Annotated in this window: 27 protein-coding genes; 14 read left to right on the plus strand and 13 right to left on the minus strand. The window is 51.8% G+C overall.

The genetic code is table 11. The annotated features are described in order from the left end of the window. Positions 1–234 (plus strand): prevent-host-death protein, encoded by a 234-nt coding sequence (locus LQZ19_RS02450; RefSeq protein WP_411046054.1) that lies wholly within the window; start codon positions 1–3, stop codon positions 232–234. A gap of 194 nt (positions 235–428) precedes the next feature. Here LQZ19_RS02450 and LQZ19_RS02455 read toward each other — a convergent pair whose 3' ends face one another. Further along, positions 429–725 (minus strand): nucleotidyltransferase family protein, encoded by a 297-nt coding sequence (locus tag LQZ19_RS02455; protein ID WP_411046055.1) that lies wholly within the window; start codon positions 723–725, stop codon positions 429–431. 59 nt (positions 726–784) lie between these two features. Between LQZ19_RS02455 and LQZ19_RS02460 the strand changes: the two genes are divergently transcribed. From LQZ19_RS02460 to LQZ19_RS02470, 3 genes are all read left to right on the plus strand, one after another. After that, on the plus strand, positions 785–916 hold the full coding sequence (locus LQZ19_RS02460) for a hypothetical protein (protein WP_411046056.1): 132 nt from the start codon (positions 785–787) through the stop codon (positions 914–916). A 79-nt stretch (positions 917–995) separates the two neighbouring features. Next, positions 996–1706, plus strand: a complete 711-nt coding sequence (locus LQZ19_RS02465) for a response regulator transcription factor (RefSeq protein WP_411046057.1) — start codon at positions 996–998, stop codon at positions 1704–1706. Then, positions 1703–2296 (plus strand): sensor histidine kinase, encoded by a 594-nt coding sequence (locus LQZ19_RS02470; RefSeq protein WP_411046058.1) that lies wholly within the window; start codon positions 1703–1705, stop codon positions 2294–2296. Before LQZ19_RS02465 ends, LQZ19_RS02470 begins: the two co-directional genes overlap by 4 nt. A gap of 400 nt (positions 2297–2696) precedes the next feature. Here the strand turns inward: LQZ19_RS02470 and LQZ19_RS02475 are convergent, their stop codons facing one another. Together LQZ19_RS02475 and LQZ19_RS02480 are read right to left on the minus strand one after the other, a co-directional pair. Beyond that, positions 2697–3269, minus strand: coding sequence for a ribonuclease HII (locus LQZ19_RS02475; RefSeq protein WP_411046059.1), 573 nt, complete (start codon positions 3267–3269; stop codon positions 2697–2699). Continuing rightward, entirely contained in the window at positions 3266–3910 is a 645-nt protein-coding gene (locus LQZ19_RS02480) for a phosphoribosyltransferase (RefSeq protein WP_411046060.1), read from the minus strand. Before LQZ19_RS02480 ends, LQZ19_RS02475 begins: the two co-directional genes overlap by 4 nt. A gap of 113 nt (positions 3911–4023) precedes the next feature. On the opposite strand from LQZ19_RS02480, the gene LQZ19_RS02485 reads away from it, so the two are divergent. The 7 genes from LQZ19_RS02485 (at position 4024) to LQZ19_RS02515 (ending at position 9233) form a co-directional block, all read left to right on the plus strand. Further along, complete coding sequence (locus tag LQZ19_RS02485; RefSeq protein ID WP_411046061.1) at positions 4024–5097, plus strand: ABC transporter substrate-binding protein; 1074 nt, start codon at positions 4024–4026, stop codon at positions 5095–5097. Between the two features lie 155 nt (positions 5098–5252). Then, positions 5253–6080 (plus strand): ABC transporter permease, encoded by an 828-nt coding sequence (locus LQZ19_RS02490; protein WP_411046062.1) that lies wholly within the window; start codon positions 5253–5255, stop codon positions 6078–6080. Beyond that, on the plus strand, positions 6077–6964 hold the full coding sequence (locus tag LQZ19_RS02495; protein WP_411046063.1) for an ABC transporter ATP-binding protein: 888 nt from the start codon (positions 6077–6079) through the stop codon (positions 6962–6964). The genes LQZ19_RS02490 and LQZ19_RS02495 overlap by 4 nt, the downstream gene beginning before the upstream one ends. After that, positions 6961–7923: a cysteine synthase A gene (gene cysK, locus LQZ19_RS02500; RefSeq protein ID WP_411046064.1), complete on the plus strand. Its 963-nt coding sequence runs from the start codon at positions 6961–6963 to the stop codon at positions 7921–7923. The genes LQZ19_RS02495 and cysK overlap by 4 nt, the downstream gene beginning before the upstream one ends. Before the next feature lie 51 nt (positions 7924–7974). After that, on the plus strand, positions 7975–8211 hold the full coding sequence (locus LQZ19_RS02505) for an AbrB/MazE/SpoVT family DNA-binding domain-containing protein (protein WP_411046065.1): 237 nt from the start codon (positions 7975–7977) through the stop codon (positions 8209–8211). After that, positions 8205–8558, plus strand: coding sequence for an endoribonuclease MazF (gene mazF, locus LQZ19_RS02510; protein WP_411046066.1), 354 nt, complete (start codon positions 8205–8207; stop codon positions 8556–8558). The genes LQZ19_RS02505 and mazF overlap by 7 nt, the downstream gene beginning before the upstream one ends. Before the next feature lie 12 nt (positions 8559–8570). Further along, complete coding sequence (locus tag LQZ19_RS02515) at positions 8571–9233, plus strand: hypothetical protein (protein WP_411046067.1); 663 nt, start codon at positions 8571–8573, stop codon at positions 9231–9233. 1 nt (position 9234) lies between these two features. Here the strand turns inward: LQZ19_RS02515 and LQZ19_RS02520 are convergent, their stop codons facing one another. From LQZ19_RS02520 to LQZ19_RS02535, 4 genes are read right to left on the minus strand one after another with little or no spacing between them, the layout of a single operon-like run. After that, a complete protein-coding gene (locus LQZ19_RS02520; RefSeq protein ID WP_411046068.1) occupies positions 9235–10065 on the minus strand; it encodes a metallophosphoesterase family protein in 831 nt (276 codons plus the stop codon). Next, a complete protein-coding gene (locus tag LQZ19_RS02525) occupies positions 10059–10796 on the minus strand; it encodes a hypothetical protein (RefSeq protein ID WP_411046069.1) in 738 nt (245 codons plus the stop codon). The genes LQZ19_RS02520 and LQZ19_RS02525 overlap by 7 nt, the downstream gene beginning before the upstream one ends. Positions 10797–10805: 9 nt before the next feature. Then, positions 10806–11369 carry a rhomboid family intramembrane serine protease gene (locus tag LQZ19_RS02530; RefSeq protein ID WP_411046070.1) on the minus strand — a complete coding sequence of 188 codons (564 nt, stop codon included), beginning with the start codon at positions 11367–11369 and terminating at the stop codon, positions 10806–10808. Then, entirely contained in the window at positions 11366–12142 is a 777-nt protein-coding gene (locus LQZ19_RS02535; RefSeq protein WP_411046071.1) for an exodeoxyribonuclease III, read from the minus strand. The genes LQZ19_RS02530 and LQZ19_RS02535 overlap by 4 nt, the downstream gene beginning before the upstream one ends. 153 nt (positions 12143–12295) lie before the next feature. Here LQZ19_RS02535 and LQZ19_RS02540 point away from each other — a divergent pair, with 153 nt between their 5' ends. Beyond that, positions 12296–12607, plus strand: a complete 312-nt coding sequence (locus LQZ19_RS02540) for an ATP-dependent Clp protease adaptor ClpS (protein WP_411046072.1) — start codon at positions 12296–12298, stop codon at positions 12605–12607. Between the two features lie 33 nt (positions 12608–12640). Further along, complete coding sequence (clpA, locus tag LQZ19_RS02545) at positions 12641–15028, plus strand: ATP-dependent Clp protease ATP-binding subunit ClpA (RefSeq protein ID WP_411046073.1); 2388 nt, start codon at positions 12641–12643, stop codon at positions 15026–15028. A 5-nt stretch (positions 15029–15033) separates the two neighbouring features. Here clpA and LQZ19_RS02550 read toward each other — a convergent pair whose 3' ends face one another. The 4 genes from LQZ19_RS02550 to LQZ19_RS02565 are packed head-to-tail and all read right to left on the minus strand — an operon-like array spanning position 15034 to position 19805. Continuing rightward, a complete protein-coding gene (locus LQZ19_RS02550; RefSeq protein WP_411046074.1) occupies positions 15034–15993 on the minus strand; it encodes an ABC transporter permease in 960 nt (319 codons plus the stop codon). Further along, a complete protein-coding gene (locus tag LQZ19_RS02555) occupies positions 15984–17132 on the minus strand; it encodes an ABC transporter permease (protein ID WP_411046075.1) in 1149 nt (382 codons plus the stop codon). Before LQZ19_RS02555 ends, LQZ19_RS02550 begins: the two co-directional genes overlap by 10 nt. After that, positions 17129–18661 carry an ABC transporter ATP-binding protein gene (locus LQZ19_RS02560; RefSeq protein ID WP_411046076.1) on the minus strand — a complete coding sequence of 511 codons (1533 nt, stop codon included), beginning with the start codon at positions 18659–18661 and terminating at the stop codon, positions 17129–17131. The genes LQZ19_RS02555 and LQZ19_RS02560 overlap by 4 nt, the downstream gene beginning before the upstream one ends. A gap of 19 nt (positions 18662–18680) precedes the next feature. Beyond that, positions 18681–19805 carry a BMP family lipoprotein gene (locus LQZ19_RS02565; protein WP_411046077.1) on the minus strand — a complete coding sequence of 375 codons (1125 nt, stop codon included), beginning with the start codon at positions 19803–19805 and terminating at the stop codon, positions 18681–18683. A gap of 150 nt (positions 19806–19955) precedes the next feature. On the opposite strand from LQZ19_RS02565, the gene aat reads away from it, so the two are divergent. Beyond that, positions 19956–20708: a leucyl/phenylalanyl-tRNA--protein transferase gene (gene aat, locus LQZ19_RS02570; RefSeq protein WP_411046078.1), complete on the plus strand. Its 753-nt coding sequence runs from the start codon at positions 19956–19958 to the stop codon at positions 20706–20708. A gap of 41 nt (positions 20709–20749) precedes the next feature. On the opposite strand, the gene LQZ19_RS02575 is transcribed toward aat, so the two are convergent. Both LQZ19_RS02575 and LQZ19_RS02580 read right to left on the minus strand, forming a co-directional pair. Continuing rightward, positions 20750–20935, minus strand: a complete 186-nt coding sequence (locus LQZ19_RS02575; protein WP_411046079.1) for a putative motility protein — start codon at positions 20933–20935, stop codon at positions 20750–20752. Positions 20936–20976: 41 nt separating this feature from the next. Then, on the minus strand, positions 20977–22425 hold the full coding sequence (locus LQZ19_RS02580; protein ID WP_411046080.1) for an aminopeptidase: 1449 nt from the start codon (positions 22423–22425) through the stop codon (positions 20977–20979). Between the last annotated feature and the right edge of the window lie 149 nt (positions 22426–22574).

The raw sequence follows: 22574 nt of genomic DNA on the forward strand, positions 1-22574 counted from the left end.
ATGTTAGTATTTGATTATACTGATTTTACTCAGGATACAAAAAAGATATTTGACGCCGCATTAACTGACGAGGTAATAATAAGCAATAAAGACGGAAACAGTTATAAATTACTTCCAATTAAAGAAGATAATACAAAAGGAAAATCACCTCTTGAAGATATTCCATACATAAACGCAGATATAACAACGCAGGAAATTGTGGAATTATTAAGAGAAAGCAGAGCCGGAATATAAAAATGATTGCATGTTTAATAAAATGGCGAAATTTTAAATATTCATTTCGGGTTCTTCCATGCTTCTTCTAAAATATGATTTCCATTCTCATTTGTGCTAAATGCTTGATTTTACACAAATCAAATAATGGCTTACCCTCATTGAATAATTTTTCTATTTGAGAAATCTCAAATAGAATTTTTGTCTTAATTGTATTATCCAAGTTTTACTACCTCTCCCAGTGTATCTAAAAGTTTATAAAAGTCCTTTTGAAAATCAAAATCAACGAGATCTACCTTGTTTGACAAAATTTTATCCAGCCGCGCATATACACTGAAAAATTTCTTGGGAGCTAAACCGGTTATACCAATATCAATATCAGAATTATCATGAATTTTGCCTGTAACCATTGATCCAAATAAATATACGGTTTTACAGCCTTCATTTTTGAGGAATGTTGTAGCATTTTTTATATCCTCCTGGTATTTCTCAGGAATTATATCCAAATCCATAGATACATAATACTCTATTTTCTCCTGTTGTTCAATATCCCTTTAACGCTATCTGTCCCATGCCGGGGTCAAGATTTACCTGGCAGTACCAGACAAAGCAGCCGATACCGGCGGCTTCGGCGACGCTGGGGACCAGGACGCCTATCCGCCGTGGAATCTACGAAGAGCCGGGCTTTTTTTCCGGAAAATGAATGAGGAGTGAAAGATAAACACAATTTCTTCACAATCCGGTGGTACACTAAAAAAACGTTCAAAAGGATTGAGGAGATCATGGACACAAAGACGGCCATTCTGGTAATAGACGATGAAAAAAAGATAGTGGAGATCGTAAAATCCTATCTGGAAAAAGACGGCTACCGGGCTTTGACCGCAGCCAACGGAACAGAAGCCCTACGCCTTTTGCAGGAAAACCAGGTCTCCCTCATCCTCCTGGATCTCATGCTGCCCGGCTTGACCGGGGAAGAAATTTGCCGCAAAGTCCGGGAAAGTTCAGATATCCCGATTATCATGATGACCGCCAAGGTTGAGGAAGAAAACATCATCCACGGGCTTTCCATAGGGGCCGATGATTATGTTACCAAACCATTCAGGCCGAGGCAGCTCATGGCCCGTATCGCCGCAGTCCTCCGCCGTTCAGGACTTGCCGGAGACGGTACACCCCAAAAACGGGGCAAGGTGTATTTTTTCGGCCCTCTGACCGTGGATACAGAAAATAAGCGGGTAACGAAGAGAGAACAGCCTTTAAGCCTGACCCCCAATGAGTATAAAATCCTTGCCCTGCTTTTATCCCGGCCGCAGAAAATATTTACCCGTGACGAAATAATAGAAGCTATAAACAACGACTATGACGGCATTGACCGCAACATTGACGTTCATGTTTCCAATCTGCGGAAAAAAATAGAAGATGAACCGAAAAGCCCGCGGTTTATCATGAGCATATACGGTATGGGCTACCGCTTTGGAGATGAAATACCGCAATGATACGTCTCCGTAATTATATCGCCCTTGTAAATGCCCTATTTATCTGCATTGCCATCTTTATACTCGGTATTACCATAAACATATTTTCCGGCAAAATGTTTTCCGAATATATCAAAAGAAATATACAAAATGAGATAAATAATATCCTGCAATCATTCACCGAGCAATATAATTCCACGGCCATGAATTTTAATATCGCCGGAATTGACGCAATCGGGATGCACTATCTTCATCAGGGTTATCTGCTTTCCCTTGACGATAAAGACGGAAATCCAATTTGGGATATTCACGATATGAATATGGCACAATGCGAAATTACCATTGAAGAAATTACCGTAACGGCAAAAAACAGTAAACAAAACGATCATACACACTGCGAAATCATCGTTACCGATACCGGAATAGGCATACCCAAAAAAGACCTCCCCCATATTTTTGAACGGCTTTACCGCTCCGATAAATCCAGAGGCCGCTTAACCGGAGGTTTCGGAATCGGCCTTTCCATTGCCGCCGCCATTGTGGAAGCCCACGGCGGAAAAATTACGGCAGAAAGCAACGGCATTGGGAGTATATTTAGGATGGTGTTGTAAGAATCTAATAGTACTACTATGGCAAATTGGCTATTGCGTCTTTTCGTAAGGCAAACATATAGACAGAAGGTTTTTCTGTGCCTTCTTTGAAACGAAAACAGAAAACAACGAGACCCCCGGAAATAACCACCATAAGCGTAATAATACAGCATTTTTTGCACTCAAAATAAAGTAAAAATGTCGAGCGGTTTTTTGTAACTTTTCGCAACTGGTAATTAAGGGATTCGATAGCATTATTGCGTTGATTTGACCCTATACTCTACTGAAATTATGCCATTGAGGAAATAAAACGCGATAGGCCTCTATTTTTGTCAGTCCGTCTTCGGTCTGATACATCAGAAGGTTTGATTTTTCAGGATTAATCGGCGTCTCCATATCACCCTCCACCGCGCAATTCCGGCTAAATATCTTCCTTAACCCGGAAGCTCAGCCGCTGTATTGGGGAAGGCCCGTAGCGGAGTACCGCTTCCCGGTGGGCCTTGGTAGGGTAACCCTTATGTTTTTCGTAGCCGTATTGGGGGTAGAGCTTGGCATATCGGTCCATTTCCCGGTCCCGCTCGGTCTTGGCAAGGATGGAGGCGGCCATAACCTCGGGGATTTTGCCGTCCGCCTTTACCAGGGCCGTGCAGGGGATGGGAATTTCCGGGACATAGAGGCCGTCAACAATGGCTTCCAGGGAGGCGGCGTCCAAGCTGGGATAGGCGGCAAGCATGGCCTCAAAGGCCCGCTTCATGGCCAGGAGGCTGGCTTGGAGTATGTTGATTTCGTCGATTTCCTCGTGGCCGGCCCAACCTATGCCCCAGGCCAGGGCGCCTTCCATAATAAGCGGCCGGGCGCTTTCCCGTTGCTTTTCGCTGAGCTTTTTGGAATCCCCCAGGATATCCCGGTTAAAATCCCCGGGAAGGACCACCGCGGCAGCGCAGACCGGACCGGCAAGGGGTCCCCTGCCCGCTTCATCCAGGCCGCAGATCAATGGGGCGCCTGTCCGGTAGAACCGGCTTGTCCGGCTTTACCCTTCAGCGCAGCCAGAATTGGCCGCAGCTCGGGGTCTTGAGCATAATAATGCTGTTCCAATTCCTCATGACTCAGGCCGACTAACTCGTGGCTCATATAGTGTATCCACATATCCTCATCATTAATGGAAAGATCATGCTTGCGGCACCAGTAATCGGGTTGAATGGGGTGTTGGTCCGGCTTATCATAAAAATACTTGTAATCGTGAACCGCAACCTTGATATCATCCCGGGGTATGCCTTTTTCGAGGATGATCCCGGCCAGGTGATTGATGGTCCTGCCGGAATCAAAGATATCATCCACCAGCAGCACCCGGTCCCCTATGCGCAGATGTTCCGGCGCGTAGGTCCAGCCCTCAACCTTCACCTGATCCGCCTCCCCGATGCCGGTATAGGACCGGGCAACCACTGCGGCATAGTAAACCGGCCGGTCATTCCTGCGGACTATCTTGAAGTATTCGCTTATCACATTCCCCAGAGAGGCGCCGCCCCGGAGGGATACATAGATCACATCGGGGATGAACCCGTCATGGTAGATCCGATAGGCCAGTTTCAGGGCATTGTTCCGTACCACATCGTAGGGAAGGAATTCCTTGTTCATGCCACGATTCTACCATAACTACGGGTGGAGATCCACGGATAAATATCGCTTGACAAATTTTACAAATAGTATATAATACCTATATTATTACTAGGCTATAAAAGGAGATTTGTATGATGAAAAAAGGAACGAAATTGTGTGTTTTGGCGCTCTTGGCATTTGCCTTGCCGGCGATGCTCTGGGCGGGCGGTAAAAAGGACGCCGCTCCGGCAGCCCAGGAACAAACCCCGTCTGCACCAGCAAGTCCGGCTGCTGCGGTAACTCCGGCGCTGTCGGGGAAAAAGGTCATCGTGGCGGATGCCAATTCCACCCACCACCTGAACCTCTACGTGGCCTACGAGAAGGGCCTGTTTACCAAGCGGGGTCTTGAGGTGGAAATCCAGCAAACCAGTTCCGGCGTTGCCGCCGTGGTTGGCGGGGAAGCGGACATCGTCTTTAACTGCCCCACCGGGGTTATCACCCCCATCGCCAAGGGCCAGAATATCATCATCATCAGTCAGGTAAAAATCCCCTGTACATCGGTGCTGGTGGTTCCGGCGAACTCCGCTATCAAAAACCCCGGCGACGTGAAGAATCTGCAGATCGCCGGTCTTTCCACCACCTGCTGCGCGGTTATCGCCATCCGGGATACCCTGCGCGGCCAATACAGTACGGAGTTTGAGCTGGTAACCCTGGCCCCCGGCGCAGCCCTGGCAGCCCTGGAAGCGAACAGCGTCCGGGGAGCCATCCTGGAAGAACCCTTTGTGGCGGAGGCCCTGCTCCTGAAAGACGCCTCGGGTAACGCTAAATACAAGACCATCTTCGACGGTCATTCGGACGCCAACGGCGACGGCAAGATCGATCCCAACCTGGCCGGGGAAAATCCCCCCTGCCGGACCATCAACGCCAACAAGAACTTTATCGCCACCCGGCTCGGGGATGCCAAGGTCTTCCTGGAAGCCATTGAAGAAGCGGACAAAATTATCCTGGCCGGCCCCTCCGCCCCGGATATCGTGGCCATTGCCAGGAAGTACGTCAACGTTTCCGAACAGGCCATTATCAACAGTAATCCTAAACTCGGTTTTACTATCCACCTGGATACTGCGGGTCTCAAGGGTTATGCCCAGGCGCTGGTCAACCAGGGTACCATAGATCGTAACCCCGGTGATGCGCTCTTCGCGCCGGAGTTCAAAGGGATAAGCTGGTAATAGGATAAGAGGTGGAAACCACAAAGGACACCAAGGACACAAAGGGAGAATTAAAACATTTTTCTTCTTCCCCCTTTGTGTTCCTTCGTGTCCTTTGTGGTTAAAAAATTCTTCCTCTTCCTTCTTCGTCCTCAGCGATACTAACAAGGTTGCCTATGAGTGATACCTACGAAACAAGGGGGTTTCGTCGTTTTCTTATTGAACTCGGCGGGTTTTTTAAGAATTCCCTGGGAAACTTTTTTTCCCTGGAATTTCTTACTATTCTTATCCCCCTCCTTTTACTGTGGGAATTTCTTCCCCGCTGGAAAATACTGCCCGAAAGTTTGATCCCCTCACTAAGTACCGTGGCGGAACGTTTTTGGTTTATGCTTTGGCATAAAAAACTGGTTCTCCATATACTCGTTAGCCTGGGGCGCTTCTTTGCGGCCTTTGCTATCGCGGTAGCCCTGGCGATACCCATAGGGCTGCTCATGGGGTGGAACCTGAAGATCCGGGCCTATGTACTGCCCCTGTGGCAGCTCCTCTCCCCTATTCCGCCCCCGGCCTTTGTACCCATGACCATTATTTTTTTCGGTATAGGATCGAAGATGCACATATTTTTAATGTTCATCGGGATCTTCTACCCCGTGCTGTTCAACACCTACCAGGGGATCAAGGACACGGACCCCCGTTACCTTGCCTCGGGGCGGGTATTCGGGGCCAGCGAATTTACCCTGCTGCGGAAGGTCTACTTCTGGCACGCCTTCGGCTCTATCATCATGAGCCTTAAAACCGGGGTTGCCATGGGCTTAGTAATGCTGCTCATCGGCGAATCCTACGGAGGCCGCATGGGAATAGGCTACCTCCTTGGCCAGGCCAAGGATTATTTCGTAATCCCCGAGATGATGGTCTGCATGGCCATTCTGGGCTGGATAGGCTGGTTCCTCATCGAGATTCTCAAGTACGTTGAAATTAAATTAGCAGTCTGGAAGGTAGGACGGTGATCGAAGCAAAGAGTATTACGAAGTTCTTCTCGGTTATAAACGAAAAAGGCCTTGCCGAAGGACTCACGGCGGTATTGAACGTGAGCCTCACCATCCAGGACGGAAAAATCGTCTCCCTCCTGGGCCCCTCGGGCTGCGGGAAGTCCACTTTCCTGGAAATACTCGCGGGACTCCAGGCCCCCACGGATGGGCAGATACATATCGACGGCAAACTGGTCCTGGAGCCCCTCCCCTCCACCCGGAAGGAGATGGAGGACTATAAACGGCGTTACCGCTTTATTTCCCCCCTGGCAAACGGGGTGTTCCGGGATCATCCCAAGCACGATATTGCCATGATATTCCAGGATTATGCGGTCTTCCCCTGGATGACGGTAATCCAAAATGTAATATTCGCACTAAAACTGCGCAACGCCGGTAAGGACCGGCTCACCCGGAAAGCCCTGGCGGAAAAAGCCCGGAATTACCTGGACCAGGTAGGCCTGGGAGCCGCGGAATATAAGTACCCATCACAGCTTTCAGGGGGTATGCGCCAGCGCCTGGCCCTGGCCCGGGCTCTTTCGGTGGAACCCAAGATTATCCTCATGGACGAACCCTTCGCTGCGGTGGACGCCTTAACCCGGGAAAAACTCCAGGACGATCTGCTGCGGATATGGGAGGAGACCAGGGTAATTATCGTCATGGTCACCCACGATGTTTCCGAAGCGGTGTACCTTTCGGACGAGGTGGTGGTCTTTTCCCCCAGCCCCGGAAGCATACGCAACCGAATCCCCGTGGATATACCACGGCCCCGGGCCCGGACCGATCCCGCCATTATCGAGATCCAGGACCGGATCTTCGCCATGTTCCAATATGACCTGAACCAGGAAAGTGAGTATTCAATATGAGTGATAGTGTTACTGCCGCCGATTCCCGCGGCAAAATTTACGGCGATATAACCCAGGCCCGGGGAAACACCCCCCTGGTACGGCTGGCAAAACTTGGCGCCGGTCTTCCGGGGATACTGCTGGCGAAGGTAGAATCCTTCAACCCTATGAACAGCGTAAAGTGCCGCATAGGCGCGGCCATGCTGGACGCCGCAGTTGCGGAGGGGAAACTGAAGCCCGGGGGTACGGTAATAGAACCCACATCGGGAAACACCGGCATAGGCCTGGCCTTTGCCTGCGCCGCCCGGGGCTACAAGCTCGTGCTTACCATGCCGGAAACCATGTCGGTGGAGCGGCGCAAACTGGCGGCCATGCTGGGGGCGGACGTGGTCCTCACCTCAGGCAAGGACGGCATGAACGGCGCGGTCCGCAAAGCCCGGGAACTGCTGGGCCAGATCCCCGGCAGCTTTATGCCCCTGCAGTTCGAAAACCCCGCCAATCCCGAAGCGCACAGAAAAACTACGGCGGAAGAAATTTGGACCGATACAAACGGAACCGTGGATATATTTATTGCCGGAGTGGGAACCGGGGGAACCATCACCGGCGTGGGGGAGGTCCTCAAGGCCCGGAAGCCGGGGGTACGGATCATCGCCGTGGAGCCCGACGCCTCGCCGGTCCTCTCAGGCGGCCGTCCGGGTCCGCACCGTATCCAGGGCATAGGCGCGGGGTTCATCCCCAAGGTCTTAAACCGTTCCATCCTGGACCAAATTATCCGGGTGACCAACGAGGATGCCATCAATACCGCCCGTCAAACCGCCCGTGTCGAGGGCCTCCTGATCGGCATATCCGCAGGGGCCGCAGTCTGGGCTGGGCTTCAGGTTGCCGCAAAGCCGGAGAACGCCGGAAAGACCATCGTGGTAATACTCCCCGACTCGGGGGAGCGGTATTTGTCTACCCAGTTATCGGATTTAGAAGGATGAGGCGGCTTGACAAATGTATAAACATAGTATATATTTAGTTAAGAGGTACTTATGGAAGCGGTGATAAAAAAATGGGGTAATAGTTTAGGCATCAGAATACCAAATTTGATTATCCGTGAATTAGCGTTAAAGGATGGTTCCTTGGTTGAGATAAAAGACAGGGGAAACGAAATAATAATAAAGCCTAAACGAAAAAAACAATTGTCAGAAATGCTGGATGAAATCACCGAAGAGAATTTACATAGGGAAATAAAAACCGGCAGTCCGGTAGGGAATGAAATATGGTAAATAAAAATTATGTACCCAATCGCGGGGATATAATATGGCTCAATTTTAATCCTCAATCGGGGCACGAACAACTGGGGAAAAGACCCGCCATAGTTCTTTCTCCAAAGGAATATAATAAAAAAACAGCGCTTGGACTTTTTTGTCCAATAACAAGTAAAATTAAACAATACCCCTTTGAGGTTAAAATAAAAAATAAAAAAATAGACGGGGTAATATTATCGGATCAGGTAAAAAACCTGGATTGGAAAGGACGGGATGCGGAGTTTATTATAAAAGCAACCGACGAAGAACTAAGCGAAGTAATAGAAAAACTAAGCGTCCTGATATTTGCATCAGAAACCATTTGAATGATTAGCGCCATGAAAAGAATAAAAAGATTTGCCCTGATTATTTCTCTGACCTCAATTTTCCTGATAGCCGCAGCCTGTACGGGGACTAAAGCCATCGGAAGCGCCGCCGCCCCGGAAGATCCGCCCATTATCACCTCGGCAACCTACCAGCACAACCTGTATAACGGGAAGCCCCAGCCCATTGAGGCTGCGGCGGCCAAAGCGGGAGCCGCGCCCTTTATCATCACCTACTACCCCAGCCTGGAAGCCCTTGAAAAAGACGAAGGGGGGACTACGGAAACTCCCTCGGCAGTGGGGGATTACTATGTCCGCATAGAACGGCCCGCAGGAAACGGTTACGCCAGGGGGCGGGACATACCGGTGGAGTACCATATACAGAAGGCCTTTGTTACCATTACTGCGGAAGAAAAACAGACAGCGGTCTACGATGGGCAGCCTAAGACCGTAAAGGCCGCTGCGGATGTTCCGGTAGATTTGGTGTTTACCTACTTCCCCAGCGAAACCGCCCGGCGGCAGGGTGTCGCCGGAAACGGCCAGCCTTCGGGCGGCTCAAACCAGGCGCCTGTGGAAGCCGGGGTTTATTATGTGGTGGTGTCCTTTCCGGGGGACCGTAACTACCGGGATGCGGCTAAGGATGTGGAGCTGGCCATTACAAGCCCGCAAGATAACTGAACTACAGTTTCTCGAACTCCCAGCTAATTCCACTGTCCGATACGTGAACACGGCAGTACACGCCATTCGCCTTAAAGTCTTCAATGGTGATGTATTCGACCCCGCCGGCTTTCCGGATAATCCGCCGATGCACATGGCCCATAAACATGGCGTCCGCGCGGCCCTTTAGGATAGATATGATCCGGGCCCGCTCCCGGGTGTCGGTGAGCTGCTCAATGTCCGCCGGGGTTTCCACAAATAAATTGGCGTGGGTAAAAACAAACACATGGCTTTGCGCAGACCTAAGCTCATCCTGAAGCCAGTCCAGTTGATCGGAGCCAAAGGAGGCGTTGGCGGAATCCAGCACAAACAGGCTGGTAGTATCATGATCAATCCGGTATCTGGTTGAACCTATCAGATCCTTCCATATCGGCCAATTATCAAAATATATATCGTGGTTTCCGATCACCGGGTAACAGGGGATGCCCAGGGTACGGGCTATTTCGATAAATTTCTCAACATCCCGCCGGCTCCCGTTCTGGGTAATATCCCCGGTGACAACCACAAATTTATCATCCGGCTTGATAAGATCCTTCAGTCCTTCAAGCCCATGGGCTTTACCGTCTTCTATATGGGTATCGGTCAGTACAATAAACGAATACTCATTGCCCAGGGAACGGTTTCTGTCACTACCGGTAAGGAACTTAAAAACATTTTTACTCTCAAGCCGGACATCCAATTCACCGGAGGCGATAAGGCCAAGGAGATCCACATTACAGGCCAGGGGCAGAAACAGTACGGGAAAGAGTGCAGCCAGAAGCAATACCCTGCTCCGAAGGGATTTTATTACCATGTGAATATCAACCCCGCTTTATAGGCAACGCCGTAAAAAACGGAGCTCAGGCCGGCGCTTCCGGTTTGGTACAGCTCCAGATCGTTTGTCAGGGAAAGCAATTTGGTAATGCCCACCCGGCTATTCAGGCTAAGGTAATAGACGCCGAAATTTCCGGCCGCATAATCATTGAAATTGGCGCACCGTAAACCGATTCTGAATTCTTCGCTGTTGTAAAAATTGACATACCCCTCAAAGGCCAGGATCGACTCAAAAATGACCGGCTCGTCAAAAAAGGAGGAAAAGCGAAGATTTGGTCCCAGGGTAATGCCCGCATACTTTCCTTTAAATCCGATCAGGGGTAGCACCGTATGACTGTTGGTTTCATACTCCGGCAGGGTGTTGAACATATAGGAAAGGTACAGATACAGCGGCGCCCTGCGGATCAATTTTGCCGCAAGCCCCGCTGAGACATCCAGCTCATAGGCGGCGCTTGCTGTCCACAGGGAAAGCCCGCCCTGTACAGAATAGCGTTCATTAAATTCAAGAGAACCGGAAGCGGAAAGGGTTAAACACGAAGAATAGGTCCGGTTATATTCCGGCGTAAGTTCAATGCCGGCCTTTTTACGGGAAATAGAAAAATCAAAACTGTACAGAGGAGATACGAAAAATAATAAAACTATCAGCCCTGATATACCTATAAGACTGCGGCGCAATTTGCAGCGGAGCGCCCCGCGCATGACAGTATTCATATACGAAATCTATTCCCGCTTAACCGGTCTGAAAAACCCAAAAAGGCTGCCGCAGAAGCCCCCGGCTATATGGGCAAATTCAGAAACATTGTTTGCGCTAAAGGAATTAAAAATCTCCCGGCCCAGGTACAAGGCAAGGACCAGAATAAAGGTCAGGGGAATTTCCCCCTCGGTAAAGTTGGTGAACGATGCCAGGAGTATCATCATAAAAACTACCCCGGAGGCGCCCAAAAGTGCGGTCCGGAAGAGGAGTATGTTCAACGCCCCGGTTACCAAGGCGGTGACGGCGATCATCAGAAGCAGGGGAAGGGAACCGTAGGCGGTTTCCAGCATGGGACCGATGAGCAGGATAAAGGCGAAGTTGGAGAGCAGGTGGTTCCAGGAAGCATGACCGATAACGTGGGTAAAGAGGTTAATCCAGTTCCGGATCTGCGAAGGGTCAAAGCCTCCCTTGCCGGGCACGGTAAACCAGGCCGGGGTCAGGGAATGAAAAAAAAGCTGGGACAAGAGCAGTACAATGGCGCTGAGAAACGCATAGGTTAATACCGTGGGGGCATTGTATTTTATCTTCATGTTACCTCAATTTGAACAGGGCAGTGATCCGAGCCCTGCACATCGGGTCGTATAATCGAGTTTGCAATCCTGGGCATAAAAGCCCGGTCCACACAGTGATAGTCGAGACGCCACCCCACATTCCGCTCACGGGCGCTCATACGGTAGGACCACCAGCTGTAATGGCCGGTCTCCCCGGGGTGTTGGTCCCGGAAGGTATCCGCATAACCTGCGGCAGTAAAGGTATCCATCCAGGCCCGCTCTTCCGGAAGATACCCGGCGTTCCCCTCATTCTCCTTGGGCCGGGCCAGATCGATGGGGGTATGGGCGATATTGTAATCCCCGCAGAGCACCAGATGGCGCCCGGAAGCGACCAGCTTATTACAACATTCCAGCATGGCGGCGCAAAAGCCCAGTTTATAGTCCAGCCGTGCGCCGGCGTCCTGGGAATTGGGAAAATAGGCGCAGATCAGAACAAAGTCCTTAAAATCCGCCTGCAGCACCCTCCCCTCATCGTCGAATTCCGGAACTCCCAGGGGCTTTATATCCAGGGGTTCAGTTTTACTATATATAGCCGTCCCGGAATAGCCTTTTTTCCGGGCGCTGGCCCAATAGGACCGGTAGACTTTCCCGTCCGTATCAACCGGGCCCTTCAACTCCGGGGAAAGCTGGTCGGGATGGGCCTTGGTTTCCTGGAGGCAGAGTACATCCGGCGATTCCTGCCGGACCCAGCCGATAAAGCCCCGCTTTTCCACCGCCCGTATTCCGTTAACGTTCCATGACAGAATTTTCATTACTACTATAATAACTAAAAGATACCCATAATGTGAAGACCGCGACCACACGGACCTCACAGACTAATGAATAGATTTATCGTCCTTGTCCGTGTGGTCCGTGGTTATTCCTACCCTATTCCCACCCCCCCTTTTTTCTAGTATCCTTCCCTTATGCCATGGTTTTTCGAGAACGAAACGGATTTAGCCGCAAAAAAGAAGCGCAAACTTGCGGAACCTGAAGAATTCAGGGTCGTTATGCTGAACGATCACTTTACCACCATGGAATTCGTGGTGGAGATCCTGATACTCGTCTTCCATAAGGGCGAGGAGGAAGCGAACCGCATAATGATGGATATTCACCGGAAGGGACGGGGGGTTGCGGGGATCTACCCCTGGGATATAGCCCAAACCAAGGCGGAGCAGGTCCATGCCATGGCCCGGCAGAACGAATTTCCCCTGCGCTGCGTGGTAGAAAAAAGCTAAAAAATTGATTATATTTATTGAGAGGGGTGAAAAGTGAAAATCAGCCGCCACGTGCAGGCGATCATCAATGCCGCCTATAATGAGGCCAAAGTACGCAACCATGAGTACCTGACCCCCGAACATGTTCTTTATGCAGCCCTGGCCTTTAACGAGGTACAGGGTATCCTTGTTTCCTGCGGAGCCAACCTGGATCAGCTCAAGCTTGGGATGGAGGACTATTTTGAACAACAGGTACCCACCCAGGACAATACCGAACCTACCCAAACCGTGGGGTTCCAGAGTGTATTGGAGCGGGCGGTACTGCAGAGCCAGTCTTCCCAAAAGCAAATCCTGGACATCGCGGATATCCTGGTTTCCCTTTACGATGAAGAACGGAATTACTGCGCCTATTATCTGCGCAAATCCGGGATAAAGAACCGGCTGGAGCTTCTGGAAAGCCTTTCCCGGGAATTTGAAGATGATGGTGAACAGAACTTTTCCCAAGGCTATTCCCCTAAATTTAGCCGAACCAACCCCAACCCCTTGAATGAGGGGGAACCGGGCCGCGAGGGTTTTCCCGAAGAAGGGGAAATGGCGGATACCGCCCAAAAAACCAAGGTCAACAAACGGAGCGCCCTGGAACGGTACGCCACGGAGCTTACCGCCCTGGCAAAGCTGGGCAAACTGGAGCCGGTAATCGGCCGAACGACCGAGTTAGACCGGACCGTGCAGGTACTTTGCCGCCGGCTCAAAAACAACCCCGTCCATGTGGGGGATTCCGGGGTGGGCAAGACCGCCATCACCGAAGGATTGGCCCAGCGCATTGTCGCCGGGGAAGTCCCCCCTACCTTAAAGGACTTTTCAATCTTTTCCCTGGACATGGGCGCCCTGGTGGCGGGAACCAAATACCGGGGAGATTTTGAGGAACGGATCAAACGGGTAGTGGAGGAGATCCTGAAAAAAGAAAGGGCCATCCTCTTTATCGACGAGATCCACACCCTGGTAGGGGCCGGTTCCGTTTCGGGCAGCGCCCTGGACGCCTCCAACCTCCTTAAACCCGCCTTATCATCGGGGAAACTCCGCTGCATAGGCTCTACTACCCACGAGGAATACGGCAAATTTTTCGAGAAAGACCGGGCCCTGTCCCGGCGTTTCCAGAAAATTGATATCGACGAGCCCAGCCAGGAGGACGCCATCGCCATACTCCAGGGGCTCAAGTCTAAATACGAAGATTACCACAAGGTCCGGTACAACGATGCGGCGGTGGAGGCTGCGGTGCGGCTTTCCGCCCAGTTCATCACCGAACGGCGCTTGCCGGATAAGGCCATCGACGTAATCGACGAGGCCGGAGCCTTTGCCCGTATCGAAGCCTTCAAAAACAAGGCCGATACGGACGCGGAAACACCGGCGGAGGAAGCTCCCATAGACATCGGTCTTCAGTTAATCGAAGCCGTGGTCTCCCGGATAGCCCGCATCCCCGAACGGTCCGTGGGGGAAAGCGAGAAGGACAAGCTCCGCTTCCTGGAAGACAAGCTTCGCTCGCGGATCTTCGGCCAGGACGAGGCGATCCTGGCGGCGGTCAAGGCGGTCAAGCGTTCCCGGGCCGGGTTCCGGGCGGACAACAAACCGGTGGCGAACTTCCTCTTTGTGGGCCCCACCGGCGTCGGCAAAACCGAATTGGCCCGGCAGCTGGCGGATATCCTTGGGGTACCCATGCACCGCTTCGACATGAGCGAATACCAGGAAAAGCACACCGTGTCCCGGCTCATCGGATCACCCCCGGGCTATGTGGGTTACGAAGAGGGGGGCCTCCTCACGGATGCTATCCGGAAGCAGCCCCACAGTGTTGTTCTTCTGGACGAAATAGAAAAGGCGCACCCGGACATCTACAATATACTTCTCCAGATCATGGATTACGCCACCCTAACCGATAACAACGGCAGGAAGGCGGATTTCCGCAACGTGGTCTTTATCATGACCAGCAACGCCGGCGCCCGGGAAATCGGCAAGAGTCTCATCGGCTTTGGCGAGCGGGTTGCCGGGGAGGCGGAGGTGGACAGCGCGGTGGAGCGGATCTTCACCCCGGAATTCCGCAACCGCCTGGATGCGGTGATCCGCTTTAGCCACCTGTCCAAGGAAGTTATGCAGTCCATAGTCCGCAAGGAACTGGATCTCTTTAGAGCCCAGTTGGCGGAAAAAAAGGTGGACCTGGAAATCAGCGATGCCTGCGTGGAGCATCTTGCGGAAGAGGGCTACAGCCAGGAATTCGGCGCCCGCAATGTGGGCCGTCTTATTGAAGACAAGATCAAGTCCTTTTTTGTGGATGAGGTCCTCTTCGGCAGCCTCAGTACAGGCGGCAGCGCCCGGGCAGACTGGTACGATGGTGACTACCACATTGAGCTACGCAATTCTGCGGAAACGGCGCTTCCAACCCTGGTTTAGGCCCGTCAACGTTTACCCTTATCGAAGAATTCACCCAGCGCCCGGGGTGGGTGGTTATGCTTAGAGAAGAATATCAGCAGCAAGAGTGTCAGCAGATATGGCAGCACCATAAGTAAATCTGTATAATTACTGGGCATACCCAGGAAAAGGCAGAGCTGATACCCCGATGATTTGGCAAACCCGAAGAACAGGCACACCGCGAAGGTGGGCAGAATTTTCCAGTTGCCAAAAATTAGAGCAGCGATAGAAAGATACCCGTATCCCATATAGATATTGGGGGAATAACTGGCGGAGATCGAATAGGCCAGAAAAATACCCCCCAAGCCGGAGAGGGCGCCGCAGATCATCACGGCGCTTATACGGATCTTGTCCACATTGCCCCCGGCGGCATCAAGGCTGTGAGGATTTTCTCCGCAGGCCCGTAAGCGCAGCCCGTAGGGGGTCTTGTAAAGCACATACCAGGAGATAAGGACGGCGACCAGGATAACGATTTCAAAGGGGTACATATTTTTAAATAGTCCCCCAAGGATCGGGATTTTTGACAGACCGGGAACGGTAAAGCGTACGGAAACGCCTATCTGAAATTTATTTGACCCTTCTCCGGTAATAACACTGTTGATGACGCTGGTTAGAAAGATGGTCAACGCCATAGCCATAGTATTTACTACCGCGCCGCTTATCACCTGCTGGGCCCGGAACTTCACGCAGAGGGCGGCGTGTATAAGGGAAAATGCCAGCCCGCCTGCCATGGAAGCAACCAGGGCGATATAGATTAACCAGGGGGACCCGACGCCCAGCTTCCTTCCGCAGAGCACCACAGCCAAGGCGCCGACAAAAGCCCCGAACCCCTGCAAGCCCTCCAATGCCAGCATGGTCACCCCGCTTCGCTCACAGTAGATACCCCCAATAGCCATAATCAGCAAGGGTAAGGCGAATGACAGACCATCAATCAGGATCATATCCATCTATTTTTCTCCAGCCGTGAACGGGCGTAATAGTGGATAAACCCATTACAGGCGCTGAACAACAATAAGAACCCTATGATTACCGAGGCAATCTCCTTGGGAACCTTCACGGTAGAACTCATATACACGCTGCCCTTCTGAAAAATGGTCACCAGAACCGAGGCAAACACCGCTCCGATGGGGCTTGAGTTACCCAATAAGGCCACGGCGATAGCGTCAAATCCAAGGTTATCCAGGGTTTTCGGCACAATGCTGTTATAGTACCCTAAATAATAGGTAACCCCCGCCAGCCCAGCCAAGATACCCGAGAAAGTCATGGCTAAGACCATGCTTCGACCCTCCCGGATACCTGCGTATTTGGCGGCGTCCCGGTTCAGTCCTACGGCTTTAAGCTCAAACCCCGTGGTAGTTCGGTCCAGCAAAAAACGGATAATAAAAACCGCCGCAGCCGAAATCAGTATCCCCAAGGGGATAGTGGGCCGGAGCCCCCCAAAGGTCAGCCCCGTAATAGTCAGCCGGGCAGCAGGACTGCATACCCTGGAAGAGCGGCTTATAATATCCGCAAAATAGGTATTGATATAGAAACCGGTAACATAACTGGTTATGTAATTGAACATAATGGTAGAAACGACCTCATGGATATTAAATCGGAATTTCAGAAAACCCACTGCCGCCCCCATAAGGCCCCCAGCCGCAATGCCAATCAGGACAACCAGAGGCCGGGCTATGGCGGGAACTAAATCAGCGTAGCCCACAAGGACCGTTGCCAAAAATCCTGCGGCCAGCATCTGCCCGGAGATACCAATATTAAACATCCCCGCCCGCAGGGAAACTAACATACCCAGGGATGCCAGAAGCATGGGTGCAAGAATGCCCAGGAAGGAAAGGAAATCGGTCAGCATATTCTGTCCGCCCGCGTAGGATGGCTTAATCATAAACCCGCTGCCCCGTAGAAATGCTGCCATGGCGGTGAGAGGATTCTTTCTCATGGCTAAGAGCAGTATCGCTGCGGCAATCAAGGTCAGCAGTACTGAAAAAACGGGGATGGCAATAGGGCTGGTCTTGTCCTCAGCCAGGAGCCTCAGAAAACGCCGCCCGGACCGGGGATCAGCCTTAGGATCGCCCGTATCCGCAATCACCCTTTTACCCCCATCATATACTCCCCCACCTCATTGGTTGACAGGCTTTCCGACGGAGCTATGTTCAGCAGCTTCCCATTGAAGATAACACCAATCGTATCGGCCAGATTCATCACCTCGTCCAATTCCAGGGATATGAGCAACACCGCCTTGCCCTTATCGCGTTCATCCAGGATCTGTTTCCGTATGTTCTCAATGGCGCCGATATCCAGTCCCCTGGTGGGCTGTACAAAGATCATCAGCTCCGAATCCAGGGAAATCTCCCGGGCCACAATAGCCTTTTGCTGATTCCCGCCGCTCATGGACCGGGTTATGGTTTTTGCTCCCTGACCGCTGCGGATATCATAGCGCTCGATCAGGTCGCAGGCGAAACGCCGAAACCCTTCCTGCCTAAGCACCGTCCTGTCGGAAAAGGGCGGCCGGTAGTAGGTTTTGATCCCCAGATTATCCGCCAGAATAAAGTCCAGCACGATACCATACTTCTGGCGGTCCTCGGGGATATAGGAGATCCCCGCTTCGATCCTGCTGCGTATATTCTCCCCGGTGATGTCCCTGCCCTTGAGGCGTATATGTCCCCGGTAGGGTTTAACCAACCCCGCCACGGTGTCGGCAATCTCCACCTGGCCGTTACCGGAAACCCCGGCGATGGCGAATATCTCTCCCCCGCGGATAGAAAACGAAACGTCCTTTACCACCTCAAATTGGTTCTCGTTGCGGACCGTCAGACCCTCCACCTCCAGGATGGTGTCCCGGAATCGGGGAGGGGTTTTCTCCCGGGTAAAGGTAAGTTCCCGTCCTACCATAAGGTTTGCCATTTCCTGGGTGGAGGCATCTTCAACCTGCAGCACCTTTACCAGTTTACCCCGGCGCAGGATGGCGCAGCGGTCGGCGATTTGTTTTATCTCTTCAAGTTTGTGGGTAATCAGGATGATGGTTTTACCCTTGTTCCGCAGTTCACCCATGATTTTAAGGAGAAATTCAATCTCCTGGGGGGTAAGCACGGCGGTTGGTTCATCAAAGATAAGTATTTCCGCATCCCGGTAGAGCATTTTAAGGATCTCCACCCGCTGCTGGGTGGAAACGCTTACCTGCTCGATCCGCAAATTGGGGTCCACCTCAAGACCGTAGGCTCCGGACAGTTCCAGTATACGTTTTGAGGCGGTCTTTATATCAATGTATGGAAAAAGCCCCAGAGCCTTCCGTCTGGGTTCCATGCCTAAGATAATATTCTCCGCGATAGTATAAGTAGGGACCAGTTTGAAGTGCTGATGCACCATACCAATATTGAGGGCTGCGGCGGCTTTGGAGGAGGAGAGGACCGTTTGCCGGCCCCGGATAAAAATCTCCCCCCCATCGGGCTCATACATTCCAAAGAGCATACTCATCAGAGTGGACTTGCCCGCACCGTTTTCACCCAGGAAGGCAAAAATCTCTCCCTTTTTAATACCGATGGATATATCGTCATTCGCAATAACACCGGGAAATTGTTTGGTGATATGCTTCATTTCGACGATATATTCATCGTTCATGGCTTTTCGCTGCTGCCGCTTACAAGCCCGGGAAAGCGCCGGAAGTATGCCCGTTAAAATTAGCCGCAGGCACGATGGATCCTTTTTTCATGAGCCCGTAGGCTTGCTGCATTTTAGCCAGGGTGTTGGCAGTCAGTTGATGCCGGCCTGGGGCGCTGACATACCCTATGGAATCCGTGGAAGCCCCAAGGATATCGTTCTTCCCGACAAAGGTTCCGTCCTTGATAGCCTGAAGCTGCTTGGCAACGTTGGTATGCATTACCTTGAGCACCGAGGTCAGTAAAATGTTCTCCGTTCCCTTTATACCGTCATCGTATTGATCCACATCGCAGCCGATGAGGTATACGTTGGAGGCTTCCTTGGCGGCGGTGAATACCCCGTTACCGGAAGCGCCGGCGGCCACAAAGAGTACGTCCACACCTTGGGCGATCAAAGCGGAACCGACCACCTTACCGGCAGCTTCATCGGCAAAACTACCGATATAGTTACCCCCCACCGCTTTCCCGGTTACATCCGTACCGGCATAAGAGGGCAGTTCCACGTACTGCGTATTACTGCCGAAATATTTGTTGGCATAGTTTACCCCGGACTGGAAACCATACTGGTAGTTCACATTGGACGGGAAGGCCATGCCGGTTACCACCGCAACCTTATGAGTTTTGGACTCCAGGGCGGCAGCGATGCCGGCGAAGAAGCTGCCCTCTTCCTCATGGAAAACCATGGAATAGATATTCGGCAGTTCGATCTCCTTACCCGCCGCGTCCGTGGGAGGGCTATCAACCAGAATGACTTTCCGGTCCGGATTTTCCTGAAGCAGGGAGCCTACCGGAGCAAAATTGAAGCCCGGAAGCACCACCACGTCATAATCGGCGATTATGTCCGCCACAGCCTGTATAACCTTAGCCATATCCGGTTCCTTTATCGTGGTAACCGATGCTTCGGGGTTGGCCTTGGCAAATTCGAGGACGCCGTTATAACAGTCCTGCCCAAAAGAGTTGTCATCCACCCCGGAGGTCGTTAAAATACCGACCTTGAGCCCCTGGCTCTTACCGGCGCCGTTATCCCTGCCGCCCCCCGCATAAAGGGGCAACAACAAACCGATCATAAGCGCAATTACGCTTACCCATTGAATTGTCTTTTTCATTCACTCCCCTTTTAAGAAAATTGCAATTATAGGTATGATTTTACTAATAATTTATACTATAAAAGTACGCCCATCTTCAAGTAAGTTCAGCCTGATTTTTTGTCTATGAAACGGATTTACGCAGCCATCTCTTTTTGTTATCCTTGATTCATGCGGCTCCGTTCCGGTCCGGACCCCCAATTTCCCTACCTCACCGAATATGACAGGTTTAATTTCCCGTCCCCGGAGGAAAGCCCGGACTGGATTATCGCCGTTGGGGGCAATCTTTCTCCGGGTATGCTCCTTTCCGCCTATGAGCAGGGCCTCTTCCCTTGGTATAACCAAAATGATCCTATACTCTGGCAATCCCCTGATCCCCGATTCGTCATATTCCCGGAAAAACTCCACATCTCAAAATCTATGGAAAAGGGGTTTAGAAAGGATGTATTCAGTTTTGCCCTGGACCGGAATTTTACCGCACTTATCCGTTCCTGCGGTGAGATTGACCGGCCCGGCCAGGGAGGTACCTGGATCACCGAAGACATCATCGCCGCCTATACGGAGCTCCACCGGCTTGGCTGGGCCCATTCGGCGGAAAGCTACCAGGATGGCGAGCTGGTCGGCGGCTGTTACGGGGTACGGCTTGGAAATGCTTTTATCGGGGAATCCATGTTTGCCCGCCGGCCTAATGCATCCAAAGCAGCTTTTCTACGGCTGGCGCAAACCCTTTTTGCGGACGGCGTCTCTTTCATCGACTGCCAGGTTCACACGGATCATCTGGAAAGCCTGGGGGGTGAGGAGATCAGCAGGAAGGAATACCTCAGGCTTCTGGGCAAGGCCCTGGCGGTACGGACCTCTGTCGGGGATAGGAGGGGTAATTGGGGGGATTTGTACGGAGGATTACAACAAAAACCAACGCCATAGGCGCTATTAAACGATGAGAATTTAAGACTGATCAGCCGGTCTTAGCCGAGGAGATCCACGTTATTACCGACCTTAGAATCGGTGATAACTTCGGCGGACTCAAGCAGCTTGGCCGCAGCGGCGCCCTGTTCTTCAGCATTCCGAATGGCCATGCTCTGAACCTTAGCCGCCGCTTCCTGCTGAACCGCATCCTGGGTCATAGGCTTAGAAACGTTTTCTATTTCCATATAACAAGTATACACCGGAATATCCATAAAGGCAATGCCTATTACGCATCCCGTAAAAACGCGATATATCCCTTATAGGTGGTGTAAAGGTCTATCTTGCTGATCACCTCGAAGGGGGAATGCATGGAGAGCACCGGAATACCGCAGTCCAGGACTTCTACCCCAAGGTTAGCCACATCCAGGGCGATGGTTCCGCCGCCGCCCTTGTCAACCTTGCCCAGATCGCCGAACTGCCACTGGACCTTGTTCCGGTTTAGTATGCCCTGAACCTTCCGGCAAAATTCAGCGTTAGCCTCGCTGCCGCCGAACTTGCCTCCCCGGCCGGTAGCCTTGGATAATACGATACCCTTGCCAAAGTATGAGGAGTTTTTTTTGTCGTACACCGAATCATAGTTCGGATCAAAGGCGGAGTTTACATCCGCAGAAAGCATGGCGGATTTGCCCAGGCACTGCCGCAGGCTTATCTCAGAATAGTTGTCTAAAGTTTTTGCCCCCAGGTAGGCCACGAAATTTTCAAAGAGCCGGGACTGGGCGCCGGTATTTCCCATGGAGCCTATCTCCTCCTTGTCCGTGAGGAGGCAGACCGCGGTCTTTTCGGGAATGTCGGCAACGTTCAGGGTCCCGTGGAGTGCGGCGAAGGCGCAGCAGCGGTCATCATGACCGTAGCCGCCTATCATACTCCGGTCAAAGCCCAGGTCACGGGACTTGTGGGCCGGGACAAACTCAAATTCCGCCCATGCAAAGTCCTCTTCCAGGATGCCGTATTTTTCGTGAAGCAGATTGAGGAGCCGGAGCTTAACCTTATCCTTGGCTTTTGAGTCCTTGTACGGCCGGGACCCTGCCAGAATATCCAGCCCTTCACCATCGATAAATTCCGATGCCTTCTTCTGCATCTGCTCCCGGGCAAGGTGGGGCAGCAGGTCGGTGATGCAAAAAACCGGGTCATCATCATCCTCCCCTATGCAGATTTCCTGCTTTACCCCGTCCTTGCCGATCACCGTGCCGTGCATGGCCAGGGGTATGGTGAGCCACTGGTAATGCTTTATCCCCCCATAATAGTGGGTATCCAGCAGGGCTAATTCACTATCCTCGTAGAGGGGATTGGTTTTCAGATCGATCCGGGGGGAATCCACGTGGGCGCCAACGATATTGATCCCTTCGGTAAAGGGCTTACTGCCGATCACCGCAAAAACCAGGGACTTGCCCTTGATGTTCTGGTACACCCTTGCGCCGGGTTTCAGGTTGTCCTTTTCCTGCAAGAGGATATCCAGATCCTTAAAACCCTTTTCCTTAAGCAGTTCCAGGGCTTCTCTTACAAATTCCCGCTCGGTCTTTCCCCGGTCCAGGAATACCCGGTATTTTTTGGCAAAGTACTCGATCTCCTTGAGCTCTTCTTCGGAAGCGGCGTCCCAACAGTTCTTTATATCAAAACATAGTTTCTCCGAAAGCAGTTGGCCTTCGGTTTTTTTGTCATCATCGGTGGTTCCCATGGTATACCTCCTGGACAGCCTATTTCTCTTTTCGGAAAAAAGCAATATGGACTGGGCTTAGCGGCAAAGACGGGCGGAGGGAGGGGCATCCCCGACCGAGCACGCAAGTAGAATTCGCTTGCGGAGCCCCTGCGGGTCTCCTCCAGCGA

It is taken from the genome of Treponema primitia, from assembly GCF_046533075.1.
GTDB classification, from domain to species: Bacteria; Spirochaetota; Spirochaetia; order Treponematales; family Breznakiellaceae; genus Termitinema; species Termitinema primitia_B.

Coding starts and splice junctions, on each gene's coding strand:
- LQZ19_RS02450 (WP_411046054.1), top strand. CDS start 1: ATGTTAGTATTTGATTATACTGATTTTACTCAGGATACAAAAAAGATA.
- LQZ19_RS02455 (WP_411046055.1), bottom strand. CDS start 725: ATGGATTTGGATATAATTCCTGAGAAATACCAGGAGGATATAAAAAAT.
- LQZ19_RS02460 (WP_411046056.1), top strand. CDS start 785: ATGCCGGGGTCAAGATTTACCTGGCAGTACCAGACAAAGCAGCCGATA.
- LQZ19_RS02465 (WP_411046057.1), top strand. CDS start 996: ATGGACACAAAGACGGCCATTCTGGTAATAGACGATGAAAAAAAGATA.
- LQZ19_RS02470 (WP_411046058.1), top strand. CDS start 1,703: ATGATACGTCTCCGTAATTATATCGCCCTTGTAAATGCCCTATTTATC.
- LQZ19_RS02480 (WP_411046060.1), bottom strand. CDS start 3,910: ATGAACAAGGAATTCCTTCCCTACGATGTGGTACGGAACAATGCCCTG.
- LQZ19_RS02485 (WP_411046061.1), top strand. CDS start 4,024: ATGATGAAAAAAGGAACGAAATTGTGTGTTTTGGCGCTCTTGGCATTT.
- LQZ19_RS02490 (WP_411046062.1), top strand. CDS start 5,253: ATGAGTGATACCTACGAAACAAGGGGGTTTCGTCGTTTTCTTATTGAA.
- cysK (WP_411046064.1), top strand. CDS start 6,961: ATGAGTGATAGTGTTACTGCCGCCGATTCCCGCGGCAAAATTTACGGC.
- LQZ19_RS02505 (WP_411046065.1), top strand. CDS start 7,975: ATGGAAGCGGTGATAAAAAAATGGGGTAATAGTTTAGGCATCAGAATA.
- mazF (WP_411046066.1), top strand. CDS start 8,205: ATGGTAAATAAAAATTATGTACCCAATCGCGGGGATATAATATGGCTC.
- LQZ19_RS02515 (WP_411046067.1), top strand. CDS start 8,571: ATGAAAAGAATAAAAAGATTTGCCCTGATTATTTCTCTGACCTCAATT.
- LQZ19_RS02520 (WP_411046068.1), bottom strand. CDS start 10,065: ATGGTAATAAAATCCCTTCGGAGCAGGGTATTGCTTCTGGCTGCACTC.
- LQZ19_RS02525 (WP_411046069.1), bottom strand. CDS start 10,796: ATGAATACTGTCATGCGCGGGGCGCTCCGCTGCAAATTGCGCCGCAGT.
- LQZ19_RS02530 (WP_411046070.1), bottom strand. CDS start 11,369: ATGAAGATAAAATACAATGCCCCCACGGTATTAACCTATGCGTTTCTC.
- LQZ19_RS02535 (WP_411046071.1), bottom strand. CDS start 12,142: ATGAAAATTCTGTCATGGAACGTTAACGGAATACGGGCGGTGGAAAAG.
- LQZ19_RS02540 (WP_411046072.1), top strand. CDS start 12,296: ATGCCATGGTTTTTCGAGAACGAAACGGATTTAGCCGCAAAAAAGAAG.
- LQZ19_RS02550 (WP_411046074.1), bottom strand. CDS start 15,993: ATGGATATGATCCTGATTGATGGTCTGTCATTCGCCTTACCCTTGCTG.
- LQZ19_RS02560 (WP_411046076.1), bottom strand. CDS start 18,661: ATGAACGATGAATATATCGTCGAAATGAAGCATATCACCAAACAATTT.
- LQZ19_RS02565 (WP_411046077.1), bottom strand. CDS start 19,805: ATGAAAAAGACAATTCAATGGGTAAGCGTAATTGCGCTTATGATCGGT.
- aat (WP_411046078.1), top strand. CDS start 19,956: ATGCGGCTCCGTTCCGGTCCGGACCCCCAATTTCCCTACCTCACCGAA.
- LQZ19_RS02575 (WP_411046079.1), bottom strand. CDS start 20,935: ATGGAAATAGAAAACGTTTCTAAGCCTATGACCCAGGATGCGGTTCAG.
- LQZ19_RS02580 (WP_411046080.1), bottom strand. CDS start 22,425: ATGGGAACCACCGATGATGACAAAAAAACCGAAGGCCAACTGCTTTCG.